A 15092-nucleotide genomic window follows, 5' to 3' on the forward strand; every position below is an offset into this window, starting at 1 on the left:
AAAGGAGTATTAAAGAGTTTCCCTAACCTATAAGCCTTCTAAATGCTGAACAAAACCGTCAGATTAATAGAAAACCACTAGACTCTAGCGTCAAGAAAAATTCTACTATTATATAGAAATTGGATAAGCCATTTATAAAAATAAATGTTAAATTAATACTTTATTTGACTACTTTTCACAGTCCCTTTATTTACCAAATCTTTATCGTCGCTAACTAGAGGAATATTATATTTTCTACTTAAAAATAAATAAACTGCGTCATAATAAGTTAAATTCTCATCAATTGCAATTTTTAATACATCTTCTGACAAGTTTACTCTCTCAACTTTAATGAACTTCAAAACATTTAAGAAATCTTTAACAAGGTCTATCCTTTTATTCTTCCGGAGAAAATTACCAACTTCATAATATGCTGAATCTGCAGTTATGCAGTCCTTGAAGAGATCTATTGACTTGTCTTTGAATTAATAATCGCAGAAGTATCCAGAACGTATTTCACCTTTTCCTATCCTCCTCTACCAGTTTTGCCACCTCATCTGGTGAGAGCTTAAGTTCCCTAGCTATTATCTCTGCCGATTTCCTTGCTTCTTCCTCCTCTCTTATTGCAATCTCTTTTTCCAAAGATTTTCTCAGCACTTCAGAGATGTTAATATTGTATTCTTTCGCTTTTTCAACGATCTCTTTCCTAACTTTAGTCGATACTGTAACCCATTCCGTCATAATTTTTACTTGTAAAAAATGTAGTAATAAATTTTACTACAAATAACATGAGAAAAATATATCTACTTAATAGCACTAAATCCATCCTCTATTAAGCCCCTTTATGCTCAGTAGACCAACAATTCCTACCATCTTTACTACATCTCCTATTACTGAAATGTAACCAAAATTAAACAAGTACAAAGGAAGACCAGCAGTAAAAACTACTGCTCCCCAGAAGAAAAGAGAAGAATAAACCCTATTGACCTTCATGGTAGATAAATATATCGAAATTCCCGCTACTGGCTCAAGAGTATACCCTACAAGGATCATTTCTATCCCTAGGAACTCCTTAAGAGAAGTAGCAAGCATAAGTCCTACAAACGTAATTATTATTGCGGAAATTGCGAAATAGTCCATTATCCAAGATTTTTCAAGTTTAGCTAAATGGTAAGATAAGAAAGAAGGTATTGCAAGGAACCAAACTATCCACATTAAGGTTATGAAAGGAAGGGAAAGAGCATAATTTATTCCTTTAACTTCAAGCATTACAAGACCTGCTAATATTATAAGTGAAGCTATAAGGCTAACGTAATTACCTTGCTTTAAATATTTCGTGTCCATGATAACTACTATATTCCAAATATAATAAAATTTTGAAAAAAGTTTCTTAATAAACAAGCTCTACTTTTTTCACCTCTTTATTTAATTCTACAATACTAAGCGACCCAAACTCCTTAGTTTTAACTTCTTTTTCATCAGCTATAACTTTCTTCGCCTTATTAATAATTAGTCTCCTCACGAAGTATGGTTTAGAAAACGTAATTATATTTCCCTTTTTCTCTATTTCTATCTCGCACTCTAACTTAGAGTTACCAACGATAATTAAATCATTTCCATCTAAAGTTATTACTGCATTTTCCCTTATATAGATAGGGAGATCTTCGTTAGTTCTAACCCATCCGCTCCTCTCTTCTCCTGTAAAGAAATCAAACCACTTACCGGGCAAATAAACTAGCCTACTTTCTCCAAGCTGTGGGGCGTAAAGTACATATTTGCCTAACATGTATTCATCTTCTATCTTATAAGTATCCTCATCCTCTGGGAATTCATAAAATAAAGGTCTTATGACAGGATGGCCTGTCTCGTGAGCTTCTTTAGCTAAGCAGTACATGTAAGGTAGGAATTTATACCTAGTGTTTATTACATCCTTCACTTTCTCCTTATAGTATGAAGGTAAGTATATTGGCTCAACGTCTATTCCGTCTTTAGCCTTATGAGTCCTAAAGAACGGAAAGAACATGGCTAGCCTGAACATGTAAAGAAGTATTTCCGGAGAGTTTTCAACCTTACTTAACCTTCCCTGAAAACCACCAATATCTATTCCAACATACGGAACACCAGAAATCGACAAACCAAGGACTGTCTGCAACTGGAGGATTAACTGATCTTTAGAGGCTGTGTTATCTCCTGTCCACACGAATGCAAACTTCTGTATTCCTGCATAACCAGACCTGGAGAGTATGAATACTTCCTTATCCTTAAATCCCTCAAAGGTAGCCATTGCCTCATAATAAGGATAAGCGTTTCTAACCTTACTGTGAGGAACCTTCTTTCCCTTTAACTCATGAACTACGTCTTCAGGGAAAGTGTAATACATCCTATCGTCTTTTAATGTAAGAGGTGTTGAACCCAGAACTTCCTTATTTTCTATAACCCTTGTAAAGTCTGTAGGCTCATTCATGTCTAGCCAAATTCCATCAATTCCTTGAGAGAGCCACTCTGAAATTACGTTAATCCACCACTTCCTAGTATCTTCTCTAAAGAAGTCAGGATAAACGCAATTACCGGGCCAAAGTTTACCAACAAATAATTCGCCGTTAGAGGTTTCGCAGAACTTACCTAAACCGGAAATGAAAACGTCGTAGCTCTGGTCAGCTTTAACACTGTGGTCTACTATAGTAATTACTTTTACACCTCTGGAGTGAACTTCATCCAAGAACTTCTTAGGATCAGGAAACCTCTCCTTATTCCAGGTAAAAAGCTTGAAAGAATCCATGTAGTCAATGTCCAAGAATAACCCCATCACCTTAAATCCTTGGTTTCTTAACTCGTCTAAGAGTTCTATTATCTTATCTTGGGGGAAATAAGAATATCTAGAAATCATGTAACCGAAAGCCCAATATGGAGGAAGGAAAGGCTTTCCCGTTACTTCGCTGTACTGCTCAAGGACTTTCTCTATAGTAGGTCCTTCAAAGAAGTATATTTCTACTGAAGGTTCCGGAACCTTTATCTTTATTTTACCGTAGTCTTCAACGCCTATATCGAAGACTAGTTTAGAAGCTGAATTAACGAAAATCCCTTTTGCTACTCCTTTTTTTACTGTTATAATGAATGGAATATTAAGATAGAGGGGATCGTCAAACTTATCGTAAGCTCCGGCATCTACGTTATACATTATGAACCTCCCTCTCCTCCTGTCTAGCTCGTAAGCCTTCTCTCCTAAACCTAATACGTGTTCTTTGACGTCGAGGTCTTTCTCTATAAGTAAGCCTTCTTTGTCCTCTTTGATATTTAAGGAGAAGTAAGAGAGGTCTTTTTCAGAATCTCTTCCATTAAAGGGGAAATCTACTGGAGGGAAAGGGTCGTTTACTGAGATTTTGCATATTCCTTTATTTTCTTTTATTAAAAGCTTCATATGATGAGATTTTGCAATTTTTTATAAAATTTTCCCACTACAGTATGCTAAAATATTTATGTAAAACTGCCTTAAGCCTACGTTCTATAAAGTACATCCACGTAAGAAAAAGTTTACTTATTTTTCTGAGTTAAGGCTAAAATTCCTGCAATTAGAAGTAAAATAAATGAAATGCCGAAGAATCCGAAAAATACTGGAATGGAAAGAACTGCAGCTATGATTAGCAATATGCCTCCAGTTTGCCTATCTGAAATTAATGAACCTATTAAACCCAGCACTAATGCAGGAACGGCTATAATTGTAGGAAATACTAAAATCATTCCACCGTGCGGATATCCTCCCATCATTCTCCCCATCATTCCACCGTAATATCCTTCCATAAAGTAATATCCTATGTAAAATGGAATTATAAGACCTAACAATAATAAAATTGAACCAACTATTCCTAAAATTTGATAGTTCTCCACTTTAACTCACCACGAGTATTTTACCATATACTTCTGCATGGTTGGTATATGTGCCAGTAACTCTAGAAGATGAAATGAAGGCAATATAAGACTTAAACGTATATCTTGATGAGTAGTTTGCATTAGGTAATAATTGGGTCATTAAACAAAATACCCTATTGTAACTTTTCTTCATTATATTCTCCACTATTATAGTATTTTAACTTTTAACTTAAAAATTTTTATTGTAAATTACTGAGAGATGATGGCGAAACATTCGGTAAACCTTTGAATACGCTATTAAATAATCCGCTTGTCATTAAGTATGAGAAGTGAAATGCTATAACAGTTATTATCATTAGTATTCCTATAAAATACATTCCGGAATATATACTTTTACCGTAGGCTATAGCTATAGCTATACCGTTAGCGAATGATATGACTATCAATATTATTAGAATAAGCAGAGAAATCAGTGAAATGTTTACTTTCCCAAGAGTAAATATATTGCTAATTACATCAACGCTAAATATTCTTTCAAATATCCCTAAGAGAGAGATTAAAGTGCCTCCAATAGCGGAACTAGAGGCTTGTAATGCATAAACCGAGGCTTCAAATGCCCTTCCGTTTTGCTCTCTTTTTGCTCTTATGTTAAGTAAAGAGGTTCCAACTCTTGCTAGTACGTCTCCTATATGTTTGATATCTCCTCCATATTCTATAGTGCTAGACAAGACCCTATTCATCATTAGGATTAATACACTACCGCTCTCTTCGCCCATTAATTCGAATATTATGGATTTCTTTATTCCGAACTCTATTCTGTTATATGCAGACATTACCAGTGGTCTCATCTTTCCAATATCTCCTCTTAATATACTTGTGAAAGCCTCCTTCAAGTTATTTACTATAGAGTATGTTCTAGAAAAATATGTTACGAACGTTACATAATGCCTTTCTAATATGTCCAGTTTTCTCTCTTTAGATCTGAAATATATTCCTAAAATTAAAAACGTCAAGCCTAATATTAGTATTGAAATGAAATTATGTATTAAAATTATAAAAATTAATACGGCATTGATGATAACTAATGTTAAGTATTGCTCCTTTCTCCTATAAATTACATATGTTTCTGGTCTATACGATATATATATAATTAGAGTCATCAATAGTATTACCATTACTAAAGAGATTGATAATAATTCTAAACTGTTTGTTCCCATGTTAAATAAGATTGATACTAAGGTAAGGTTAACCATTAGGAAGATTAGTGAACTACTTAAAGTTCCATAAATGGAAAGGAAATTAGCCATGGAGTCTATCTTCCTCATCATATTTGCTTCATATTCTGAGATAGCCATATTTATTTCTCTATCGAGATATGTCTCCATGTCATCGCCGTGAGATAGTGCTTGCGAAAATCTAATTAGAAAATCTCTTAAAGGCAATATTTTTTCCTTAGACGCAAGTATATTTATTGCTGTAGAAAATTTATATTTAAATCCATTTATAAGTGTATCCAATTTTCTAAATATCGAAGAATATTCCTTAAGATAATCTAAGCTGGCCACTAAAGAAACTATTACTCCGGGAGGTAAATCTGCACTGAATAGCGCCAGAATATAAGATAACAAAAATATGAATTTTGATTCCATTTCATCCTTAGATCTCAATTTCATTCACCACTTCTTCCAATCCTGATTGTCTAACCTTCAAAATCCAACGCCATACATCAAAATAATTAAAAATTTTCTTATTAACTAAATGTTCAATAAATTTAGCTCTAAGATTTAATTCATCGTATAACGTATTCATATTCTTCCTATCTATTCCTCTCCTTATGGCTATTTTATTCTCTATAAGGTACGAAGCTCCTTTGCCTGCAAAAATTATCTTGTCATACACCGGATCGTAAGTAAACGAAGGAACGTAAATAACGTCATTTGTAACGGGATCGATATCAATTATTTCATCAACCTCAATTACTCTTCTGATTAAATTCCCCTTCTTATCATAGAGTGCACTTTGAAATAGAGCAATGTTAAGATTATTTATATAAGATTTAGGAACTTCTATAGGATACCCGCTAAGTCTCTGAACCAATGTCCTAATGTTTGCAGAATGGAATGTTGCCATTACAGAGTGACCAGTCTGCATTGCTTGAAAAGCTACATTTCCTTCTCTATCTCTTATTTCTCCTACTAATATGTAGTTCGGCCTTTGCCTTAATGCAGCCTTAAGCAGATCAAATAGTTTTATTTCACCTTCTCCTCCAGTCTCTCTAGTTACTTCTGCTATCCAATTCTGATGAGGGACTGTCAATTCTGGCGTATCTTCGATTGTGACTATCTTCAAATTTGGAGGAATGAATGTAGCTATTGCATTAAGCGTTGTAGTTTTACCAGATGCAGTCTCTCCGCAAATAAAGACGTTCATTCCTTCATCCAACATCATCCATAAATATGCTGCTAACAAAGAATTCATTGTGCCGAATGTAACTAATTGTGTAATACTTATAGGGACCTTTGTGAACTTTCTTACTGTCATATTTGAACCTCTTCTGCTGACATCTACGCCGTATACGAAGTTTACTCTAGAGCCGTCTGGAAGTGAAGCATCAATGATTGGTCTATTATGAGATACGGGTCTCATGGTTTTTTCGCTTAAAGTTACTATAAAATCGTCAAGCTCTTGTTCATTAGAGATTTTAATTGATGTTATCATTGGACCAAAAATCTTATGTACTATGTATACGTTTCCTATGCCAGGTAAGCTTATGTCCTCTATATAAGGATCTCTTATTAAAGGTTCTATGGGGCCTGAATATAGTTTATCTCTAATAAAATGATAAATAATATAATCTCTAGTTCCCTTTATTTTAATCTTGTTAAGTATCTCTCTCATTTTCTTTTCCTTTTCTTCTATTGGGACGGGAACTTTTTCCTTATATTTTAGAGCCTTAGCGAATTCCATTTCTAAACGCTCTAGGATTTTCTGATCTGGCCTTGGAGGCTCTATAACTATATACTGATAATATCCGTCCTCAGATCTTTTACTTAGTCCATGAATATATATTAAATCTGATACTTTATAGATAATATTAAATACTTTAGAACCTTTATATTGTGTAGGATCACTTACTATCTGCGGTTTTTCCTCAAGTTTGCTTATATACTCCTCAAGGAAATCCTCCATTTTTAAGCCCTCGAAAGACTGAGTGGAACAACTTTGATACCTAGCGTAGGATCTACGTTAAACGATATGCTATCTGCTCCTATAATTCCTTCACTTATCTTTACTTTTTCAAGAACCTTTACTCTAGTATTACCTATAGTTGCAGCACTTAGCTTAAAGTAAACGTCTACTTCACTCTTTATTCTAGTCTGTAATTCCTCTGGGAAATTAGGATGGATAGTTATTATTATTGATTTTCCTTCAGTAACGTAAACTCTTAATCCTCTAAAGAATTCCATCAGATCTTCTTCTGATGAGAATGTAGAAATAACAGTAAGACTATCTATTACAACAAAATCTTTAACTTTCCCAATAAAGTCATGAATTAGGTATAAAAGCTTTTTTGCAATTGTTAAGTTCCAGCTAAATCTAGGGGTATTAACTGGTGCTACTCCCAACTGTCCTTTTAAAAAGAAGGGTATTAAGTCTACCTTAATTTCGCTCATCTTCTTTAGGTACCCGTATGTCGATTGTTCAGTAGTTATAATGTAACCTTTCATTTTCGAAATTAAGAGACCGTAAGCTATTTGCGCAGATATTACGCTCTTTCCAGTACCATGATCACCTTCTATCAGTATTAATGAAGGAAAAGGAATACCTCCAAGCCTTCTATCGAGTTCTTCGTTCCCAGTATTAACTATCACTTTTATCCCCTATAATATTCCTCTCCATACCGCTACAGTTCCATAATTAGTTGAAATTATAATAACTGCATTAGTATCAGCATAAGGCGGATAAGGTAAAACTACAGTAAACTTTACAACGGAATCTGGATTTAAGATTCCTGAAGATGTCCACTGATATGTAGTTGGAGTTCTGGAATAATTGTATGAGGAAATTGTTAATTCTTCGCTTTCACTAACGTTAGCATAGTACTTTACTATTACTGCAAAGTGACAAAAACTCCACAAAGTAACCGAACCATTATTAGCTACGTTTATGTAAATATCGTTACTATCGGCGGTTACAGAAAGTATTGTTATTCTAGAGCTTAATTGGCCTAAGTTAGTACTCTGTTTTAAATTTTCTGCATTATATATCAGATTAGCAGAAAATCCTAAGTTAATTAAAATTACTGCTATTAATGTTATTGCAATAACCGAAATCAATGAAAATGCCATAATAGTTGAAAGCCCCATTACATCACCTCAAAGACGTAAGTTGTCTCATAACTATTAGGTGCAACAAACATTATTTCATAATATTGATTCTGTTGTAACGTGCAGGATAGAGTAATAGTAACTTGTACGGTACTTCCAGGGTAAAGTACCATAGCTGAAGTACTCCAACCGGGAACCGAATTATAGCCTATCTGTTGTAGCTCGTAAACTTTACCGAAATACACTGTGGAAGATTTTATATAAATTGGAGTCTGGCCCACGTTCTGTATATAAAATACAACAGTATCCGACGATGTATTGGTAGCGTATACTATGGTAAGAGAAGTAGTGAGCTTCTGAGCCATGTTAACCGAAGCAGAATCAAATCCAGTACTAACGAAAGTTACGGCATAAAATATTGCACCTGCGAGAATTCCGGCAAGTATAATACTTGCTATTATCAAAATCGATTCACTGATTACTTCTCCCGCCATTCAGATCACCCAGAATTAAGGAAATGTATTTTACAACATCATTATCAACTGTATTGCTAACTTTGGCTATATCATAAGCAACTAATGCTAAATCTGAAGCGGAAATTTTAGCTCTATTTTTAGCCAAAATTTCCTCAATTTTTTCTATAGTCTCAACATCTTTTGACGAAAGAAGGTCAAGCCTAAATAACGATATTATTTTTTCCTTATCATAATCCATCATAAACAAAAGAACTGATAACTGGATTATTTTCTTCAAATCGATATTATTAGGTAGGCTTTCGCCTATTACTGAACTCGTATTACTATTATTATCTTCTTTTCTGATTACGCTCTCTATGTTAAAAGGAGACTCCTCATCACTTTTACTGGCCTTTATAGCCAAAGCTAATTCCTCTAAATTTTTACCTAAGCCTTGTATACTTTCTTTTATTTCATTATTGCTATCACTAATGACCTTGGATAGATCGTTCTGCATCTTATCTATTCTACCGGTTATTTTACTTATGTCTACAGTTACGTTCTGTACAGCTTGTTGAGGAACTTGTTGTGGTTGGGGAATAGTTTGTTGAGTTTTAGGTTTGTTAAATTTGAACATGTAAAGGAACAACATAACGAAAAACACCGCCAGAGGTAAACTTACCAATAATAATAAATTAAATATAGGATTTGAGGTAAAATTCAAAAACATTTTCATCACCTAAAACAAAAATAATAAAAAAATTACCTTTACCCTATTACGCTAACGTTTGCTTCTGGTTGATACACGTATTGGCATAGTGTTAATGGAGCACCTATGTTAGGTATTACTTGTATTGTAATTGTCTGATATTGGAATACTGGAGTTGATTGAGGGAATAGTATTATAACACCTACCGTAGAACCAGCAGGCGCTACATCGCTACCTACTAGAGGATCTCCTGCAACTGGGAACGTTATTGCTACAGGTTTACTTGACTTTACATATGCATAGTATTGAGTACCGGAGTAATTGAAAGTGAAATACTGCCCATTAGTTGGTTTAGTAGTTTCTATACATATATATTTACATCCAGTATTATAATGTAGAGCTAATAATGCTGCATAAGGACTAGAATAATAGTAATATGTTTGAGATCCTGCTTTTTGACTACATAAATATAAGTGGTCGCTTGTACAATTAAGTAATGTATATGCATATATGTTAGAACATGAAATTCCGCTTGCAGATGCTAGGAATGATATTGAAGTAGTAGCAGGCGATAAATACACGCTAGATACACCGGCGCTAGGTGATACTGTGAAATATATCCAATAACTAACACTGTCTTTAGGAAAGTTAGTTGCATATAATATGGAGCTACTTAATTGCAGCGCCGTAGAAGCTGTTTCATCACCCTTATTTATAGTAGTCTTTGCTTTCTGTGTTACGAATAGTCCCATGTTTATTGCTACAAACGCCAGTACTGATGCAGTTATTATGAATGCTATTAATATTATTGCAGTATCCAGTCCTGCTAGACCTTTTCTCTTTACTAATTTATTATATCTACGTATTATGTTTTTCATTTTCTCACTTTTCTAAAAGAAAGAGAGAAGTTACATTTTTTAAATATACTGTTTAGTTTCGATTATCAGTCTCTTTCTTATATTTTTAAGTATTTTTATCTGATATTATATATTTATTGAGCAGAAATTTGCGTGATATCTTTTAGTAGACTTACAGTCGAAATTAAACGGATTATTTAAAAACATTAGCGTAGATGTGAACTTATGTATTTCCTTGGATATGAAATTATTCAATATAATCATACTGCTCTTTACGTATTCTATATATTTACAAATACTAGTATATTTCATGTGATATGGATTAATCCTAATACACATACAATAGTTAATTGTACAGCTTATGTTTCATTATCAGTATTATTTTCATATCCTAGAGGAAATTATACTAATTACTCATGTAATGGAATAAATGTATATGCTCTTAAAAACGGAGATCTGATAATAAGCATGAATGGTGTTATTCTGGAAAGGATGTGCAAAAATGAGATAATAAAATTGAAATACGCTAATTATCCTGGAATAGCTAGTGAAAATTTGCCTAATTTGTCCAAGTTGGCCGGCTATGAGAACATTTTTTGTATTAGCGCTTACCTTGCGGTGGGGATAATTCTGAGTCTAGTATTTTTCATTATACTGAGGCGATTTCTATGATGAGAATCAATAACTATAGCTGGGTTTCCATATATTTCTCAAGCTTGGCTCTGATAGCCACTTTCGGAGTCAATTTTACATTAGGAAGAATAACTTATACCGGGTATTTCATTAATTGTAATTTAGCTAGAATGTTTCTAGTATTTTCCGCAATATTTATGGCTCTAAATTACGGATATTACCTATTTTTAATTCCAATATCTCTTTTATCTTACGTTATTCCTCCAGAATTCATAAGTCCTTTGATTTTTCTAATCTCTCTTACAACGCTAAAGAACGCTAGAGGATTAAAAACTATTTTCCTAATAGCCGATTCTTTAGGGATAACTTATCTTATATTTTATATTTTCCATATTTATGTAAATTACTTGGTATTACCTCTAATATTAATTCAAGACGGCTTTACACCAATTATAATTCCGTTAATGTTCTTAGGTATAATATATGGTCTTGGAAGAAAGATAAAATATGATGCGTTAAGAATTCCGTGGTATTTTCCTTTTATTATAGTTTTACTTATAGTAATGTTACCACTTACTCCGTTAAACATATTCCATTATCCGGAAACTGTTGACTGGAGGTTTTATTATCAATGGCTAATCAAACCTGAATTAGGATGGTTCTTTTACTCAAGGCCTTTATATCTTTCTTTATTATTTGCTCTATCCAAACTTGTTAATGCGCTCACGTTATCTCAACTGGAAATGATTCCATTATCGATATTATACCTATTTTCAGCATATAATCTAGGAAATTCTTTACAAAAAGGTTTGGGTCCGTTATCCGCACTGATGGCAGCAGTATCCCCTTCATTGCTCACATTCTTATACTCCGGTTTGGACTCTAATTTATTTTCAATATCACTATTCTTTTTAAGTTTGAGTTATTTGATTAACGGTAAATTAAAGACTTCAATAGCTTTATCTTATGTGGCTCTCTTATCTCATGTTTATGCGTGGGCGCAGTTAGAGGGCGGAGTAATACTTTACATAATTGCAGAACGTGTAATATTTCACGACGTTAAAAAGACCTATCTGGATTATGTTAAATATACATCTCCAATGTTTGTAATAGGAATAGCTCTAATATTAACTGGAATTTTACCAGTACCATTTGGTGATTCTTTTAATAACATTTATTCTCAGTTATCAATATTAAGCTGGGGTACTGCTAACGCCTTCCTTTATTATGCTATATCAATTTATGGTCTAGATGGAACGCATAAGCTAATTTACAGTTTATACGTAACGTCTATACTTGCAATAATTCCGTTATCAGTAGTCCAAAATTTAATAATTGATATCCCGTTTTTCATACCTGCAGCTATAGGTATTTCTAAATTGAAAAATGTTGGAAGGTCTATACTCCTATTTTTTATCATATGGGGATTGTATATGAGTTTGAACAGTTTTCCATATATTTACAAGGGTGTTAGCATATGAGGATATTAATAACCGGATTAAAAGGAGGAAGTGGGAAATCGACAATAGCTTACAGTATAATTAAGGACTTCCTCAAATCTGGGATAGTCCTTGATTTAGATTATACTTTAACGTTGACTAAACTATTGAAGGATGAAAATTTCAAGATACTCTCTATAGGAAATAGTAAAATCGATAAGAAATACTTTGAGTTTATTTATACTAAATCACTAAGAAATGAGGATAATGTGATAATAGACTCCTCAAATCCTTTCAACGAGATTATTCCATTAGAAAATAAAGTATATAGTGAGAATAAAAGAGAGTCAATAACTTATGCTCTGTTTGTTACTCCTCCCCTCTTCATGGAGAAAACCTTAGACCTGGCAAAGACTTATGATAGGTTTATAACATCTTTATCGCCAACCGAATTAAGAAAAATACTTGTAATAAATTTTGTTAAAGATAACGAAGATATTTCAATAAACGAAATAAATTATGTGAAAATACCCTTTTTGAGACATTATATGTATAAATATTATATACCTTTAGGTGATCTAAAATGGTTGAATCCATAAGAAAAATAAATGATCTGGAATATGAAATAGATTTCAACAATAGCGTAGTAGTAACTATGAAGATAGAGGAAGAATTTCTTGAGGAAATAGATAAGGCTACGACAGTTCTTGGGTTTAAGAACAGAAGCGATCTGATAAGAGATGCACTAAAAGAATACTTAAAAAGCCTTAACACAGAATCTTAATGGCTTCATCAATGCCTTGATATGTATCATATATCAGGACTTCATTACCCTTTTTTATTATACAATGTTTACCGTCGACTAAAGCTATATTATTACCAGTTTTAGAAGGGAAAAATCCGAAGATACTTAAATCATGAGTATAAACTATTTTATTACATACTTCTTCTCCCTTTTTCTCGTATTTCTCTAGGAATTTGTTAACGTCTTCCTGACTTTTTATCCTTGGCATCTTAGTTATCATGTAAGTCATCATGATTAAGAGTATTGATGGTAAAAATAAGATGGGCTTAGAAAAATAGTATCCTAACGATGTAGATAATGCCGATAGTGCAATTGTAATTACTTCTTTCATCATTATTTTCCCCTCATAACTTATATTTATATTTTGATATAATGAATACCCTTAACAAGTAGTTATTTTGTATAAAATAAAATTATAATCTTACATAAACAGCATAAGGATGATTTTAGCATTGTTTAAAAACCAATATTATTTTTATACCCGAAAAAGTATAATGTTTTTTAGATGTCGCTTGTAAATTTCATTAATACACTTAAGGAACTAGACGAAAGTATAGATTTCGCAAAAGGAGTTTATCAATGGAAGATAGTGTTAATACTTTTCATAAAAGGACCTATGAGTACTTCAGAAATAGCAAAAGAAATTGGAGTTAACAAGAAAAGCGTTATAGATTCAATACGAAAGTTAATAGACAAAGGATTGGTCGAAAGAGTAAAATATGATATTTATACCTTGTCAGAAAACGGTAAAAAATTAATGGAAAAACTTAGCGGGATTTCAACGCAACAGTTGCAAGTAATCGATTTAGATCCTACTGAAGATATATTGAATAATGTAACTCATTACTATTACTTTGTTGAAATAGTAAAGGCATCCACTTTAAATAATTATAAGGTTCCTATCAATTCATTGTGTAGAGAATTGGGAGTATCTAAGAGGACATTAATAAATTACCTTGATATATTTTCTACAAAATATAAATATTTCAAGAAAATAACTAAAAAAGGATTATTTAGAAATAAAGTAGAATATATGCTCACAGATGAGGGTAAAAAGATTGCATATAAGATTCCTGGAACGTATAAACTGAGACGTAATACATTCTTAAAGATACTAACCAAGGTTACGCTAAGTAATTCCTTAGAATATTCGATATTTAAGATTCTTGTTTCATTTTCAATTACAGCTCCATTAATATTTATGTTATCAAAATATCCTGAAGATAAAATAGTTGCGGCAATATGGTTATATTTTCTTGTATTCTTCGGTGTCTCAAGTGTTTTGGCTTATCTATTATCTAAGTGACTACAAGTCGAAAGTGAAACTCAGATTTAAAAAGAAGGCTTTAGAAGATGGCAATATGGATCTGGTAAATCAAACGTTATTTTACACTGTAATGCAAGGTCATACCTTGCTCTATTTCCTTCTAATTAAAATAGTAAGTGTTCAAGGAAACAGTGTTTTAGTTAATATCACAAATATTGATACTAATGGTGTTGTATTAAATTACACTGCAGCAATGCCCTTGTTTCAAATAATTTGTAATAATTCTAGCGGAAGGCCGATAATGTTTGATGGAGTTAATGCAGAAGCCGTATGTCATAACGAAATGAGAATAATTGTTGATACTTATAATCATTTGGTACTATCTTACGTAGAAAATGAAGAGAACTTTACATTAAACGGCAGTACAATACCAATAGCTCCAGGAAAGATATTGCACATTAACTTACCTTTTTCAAAAAATCATAGTATTATCACTACTTATGAGTATCAAGCTTTAGCCTTGAGTACGGTACTTGTATTCTCATTCTATGTAATGTTAAATAGGGTGGAAAAACGAGAAACCTAGGAAAGGCAATAATATTGACAGCGATTGTATTGTTGATACTTGCCGGAGTCTTTTACAATAACGAAAGACTTTCCACGACATTAGGAGATTTTGCATATTATGAATTAATATTGGGAATAATTATAATATTAATAAGTGAAAAACTAGGCAAGAACTAGCACTATTAA

The 15092-nt window shown here is 32.7% G+C and carries 21 protein-coding genes; 7 read left to right on the top strand and 14 right to left on the bottom strand.

From position 1 onward, the window contains the following. Positions 1-152: 152 nt before the first annotated feature. The 13 genes from HS5_RS01020 to HS5_RS01080 all read right to left on the bottom strand — a co-directional run bounded on the left by HS5_RS01020 (position 153) and on the right by HS5_RS01080 (position 10207). On the bottom strand, positions 153-449 hold the full coding sequence (locus HS5_RS01020) for a type II toxin-antitoxin system VapC family toxin (protein ID WP_346729571.1): 297 nt from the start codon (positions 447-449) through the stop codon (positions 153-155). A 46-nt stretch (positions 450-495) separates the two neighbouring features. After that, positions 496-720 carry a type II toxin-antitoxin system CcdA family antitoxin gene (locus tag HS5_RS01025; RefSeq protein ID WP_236752230.1) on the bottom strand — a complete coding sequence of 75 codons (225 nt, stop codon included), beginning with the start codon at positions 718-720 and terminating at the stop codon, positions 496-498. 75 nt (positions 721-795) lie between these two features. Further along, positions 796-1323 (bottom strand): hypothetical protein, encoded by a 528-nt coding sequence (locus tag HS5_RS01030; protein WP_236752231.1) that lies wholly within the window; start codon positions 1321-1323, stop codon positions 796-798. A gap of 46 nt (positions 1324-1369) precedes the next feature. After that, positions 1370-3397 carry an alpha-glucosidase MalA gene (malA, locus tag HS5_RS01035; protein ID WP_236752232.1) on the bottom strand — a complete coding sequence of 676 codons (2028 nt, stop codon included), beginning with the start codon at positions 3395-3397 and terminating at the stop codon, positions 1370-1372. 113 nt (positions 3398-3510) lie between these two features. Then, on the bottom strand, positions 3511-3864 hold the full coding sequence (locus HS5_RS01040) for a hypothetical protein (RefSeq protein ID WP_236752233.1): 354 nt from the start codon (positions 3862-3864) through the stop codon (positions 3511-3513). A 1-nt stretch (position 3865) separates the two neighbouring features. Continuing rightward, positions 3866-4039 (bottom strand): hypothetical protein, encoded by a 174-nt coding sequence (locus tag HS5_RS01045; protein WP_236752234.1) that lies wholly within the window; start codon positions 4037-4039, stop codon positions 3866-3868. A 46-nt stretch (positions 4040-4085) separates the two neighbouring features. Further along, the gene (locus HS5_RS01050; RefSeq protein ID WP_236752235.1) at positions 4086-5519 is read right to left on the bottom strand and encodes a flagellar protein FlaJ; all 1434 of its coding nucleotides are present in this window, start codon (positions 5517-5519) and stop codon (positions 4086-4088) included. Beyond that, positions 5503-7035: a type II/IV secretion system ATPase subunit gene (locus HS5_RS01055; RefSeq protein ID WP_236752236.1), complete on the bottom strand. Its 1533-nt coding sequence runs from the start codon at positions 7033-7035 to the stop codon at positions 5503-5505. Before HS5_RS01055 ends, HS5_RS01050 begins: the two co-directional genes overlap by 17 nt. A 2-nt stretch (positions 7036-7037) precedes the next feature. Continuing rightward, the gene (locus HS5_RS01060) at positions 7038-7724 is read right to left on the bottom strand and encodes an ATPase domain-containing protein (protein WP_346729572.1); all 687 of its coding nucleotides are present in this window, start codon (positions 7722-7724) and stop codon (positions 7038-7040) included. 3 nt (positions 7725-7727) lie between these two features. Continuing rightward, the gene (locus tag HS5_RS01065) at positions 7728-8213 is read right to left on the bottom strand and encodes a hypothetical protein (RefSeq protein WP_236752238.1); all 486 of its coding nucleotides are present in this window, start codon (positions 8211-8213) and stop codon (positions 7728-7730) included. Further along, positions 8213-8668, bottom strand: a complete 456-nt coding sequence (locus HS5_RS01070) for a hypothetical protein (protein ID WP_236752239.1) — start codon at positions 8666-8668, stop codon at positions 8213-8215. The genes HS5_RS01065 and HS5_RS01070 overlap by 1 nt, the downstream gene beginning before the upstream one ends. Next, positions 8646-9359: a hypothetical protein gene (locus tag HS5_RS01075; protein ID WP_236752240.1), complete on the bottom strand. Its 714-nt coding sequence runs from the start codon at positions 9357-9359 to the stop codon at positions 8646-8648. Before HS5_RS01075 ends, HS5_RS01070 begins: the two co-directional genes overlap by 23 nt. Positions 9360-9397: 38 nt before the next feature. Continuing rightward, positions 9398-10207: an archaellin/type IV pilin N-terminal domain-containing protein gene (locus HS5_RS01080; protein ID WP_276574450.1), complete on the bottom strand. Its 810-nt coding sequence runs from the start codon at positions 10205-10207 to the stop codon at positions 9398-9400. A gap of 213 nt (positions 10208-10420) precedes the next feature. Between HS5_RS01080 and HS5_RS01085 the strand changes: the two genes are divergently transcribed. From HS5_RS01085 to HS5_RS01100, 4 genes are read left to right on the top strand one after another with little or no spacing between them, the layout of a single operon-like run. Beyond that, complete coding sequence (locus tag HS5_RS01085) at positions 10421-10867, top strand: hypothetical protein (RefSeq protein ID WP_236752242.1); 447 nt, start codon at positions 10421-10423, stop codon at positions 10865-10867. Beyond that, positions 10864-12309, top strand: a complete 1446-nt coding sequence (locus HS5_RS01090; protein WP_236752243.1) for a hypothetical protein — start codon at positions 10864-10866, stop codon at positions 12307-12309. Before HS5_RS01085 ends, HS5_RS01090 begins: the two co-directional genes overlap by 4 nt. Beyond that, a complete protein-coding gene (locus HS5_RS01095) occupies positions 12306-12866 on the top strand; it encodes a hypothetical protein (protein ID WP_236752244.1) in 561 nt (186 codons plus the stop codon). The genes HS5_RS01090 and HS5_RS01095 overlap by 4 nt, the downstream gene beginning before the upstream one ends. Then, positions 12851-13051 (top strand): ribbon-helix-helix domain-containing protein, encoded by a 201-nt coding sequence (locus HS5_RS01100; protein WP_236752245.1) that lies wholly within the window; start codon positions 12851-12853, stop codon positions 13049-13051. Before HS5_RS01095 ends, HS5_RS01100 begins: the two co-directional genes overlap by 16 nt. On the opposite strand, the gene HS5_RS01105 is transcribed toward HS5_RS01100, so the two are convergent. Then, positions 13035-13406 (bottom strand): hypothetical protein, encoded by a 372-nt coding sequence (locus tag HS5_RS01105; RefSeq protein WP_236752246.1) that lies wholly within the window; start codon positions 13404-13406, stop codon positions 13035-13037. The two genes, HS5_RS01100 and HS5_RS01105, sit on opposite strands and share 17 nt — an antisense overlap. A 171-nt stretch (positions 13407-13577) precedes the next feature. Here HS5_RS01105 and HS5_RS01110 point away from each other — a divergent pair, with 171 nt between their 5' ends. Genes HS5_RS01110 through HS5_RS01120 form a run of 3 tightly spaced genes read left to right on the top strand, consistent with a single transcriptional unit; the run spans position 13578 to position 15083 of the window. Continuing rightward, a complete protein-coding gene (locus tag HS5_RS01110) occupies positions 13578-14378 on the top strand; it encodes an ArsR family transcriptional regulator (RefSeq protein WP_236752247.1) in 801 nt (266 codons plus the stop codon). Between the two features lie 55 nt (positions 14379-14433). After that, complete coding sequence (locus HS5_RS01115; protein ID WP_236752248.1) at positions 14434-14925, top strand: hypothetical protein; 492 nt, start codon at positions 14434-14436, stop codon at positions 14923-14925. Between the two features lie 14 nt (positions 14926-14939). Further along, entirely contained in the window at positions 14940-15083 is a 144-nt protein-coding gene (locus tag HS5_RS01120) for a hypothetical protein (protein WP_236752249.1), read from the top strand. The last annotated feature ends 9 nt before the right edge of the window (positions 15084-15092 follow it).

The organism is Acidianus sp. HS-5 (genome assembly GCF_021655615.1).
Lineage (GTDB): Archaea > Thermoproteota > Thermoprotei_A > Sulfolobales > Sulfolobaceae > Acidianus.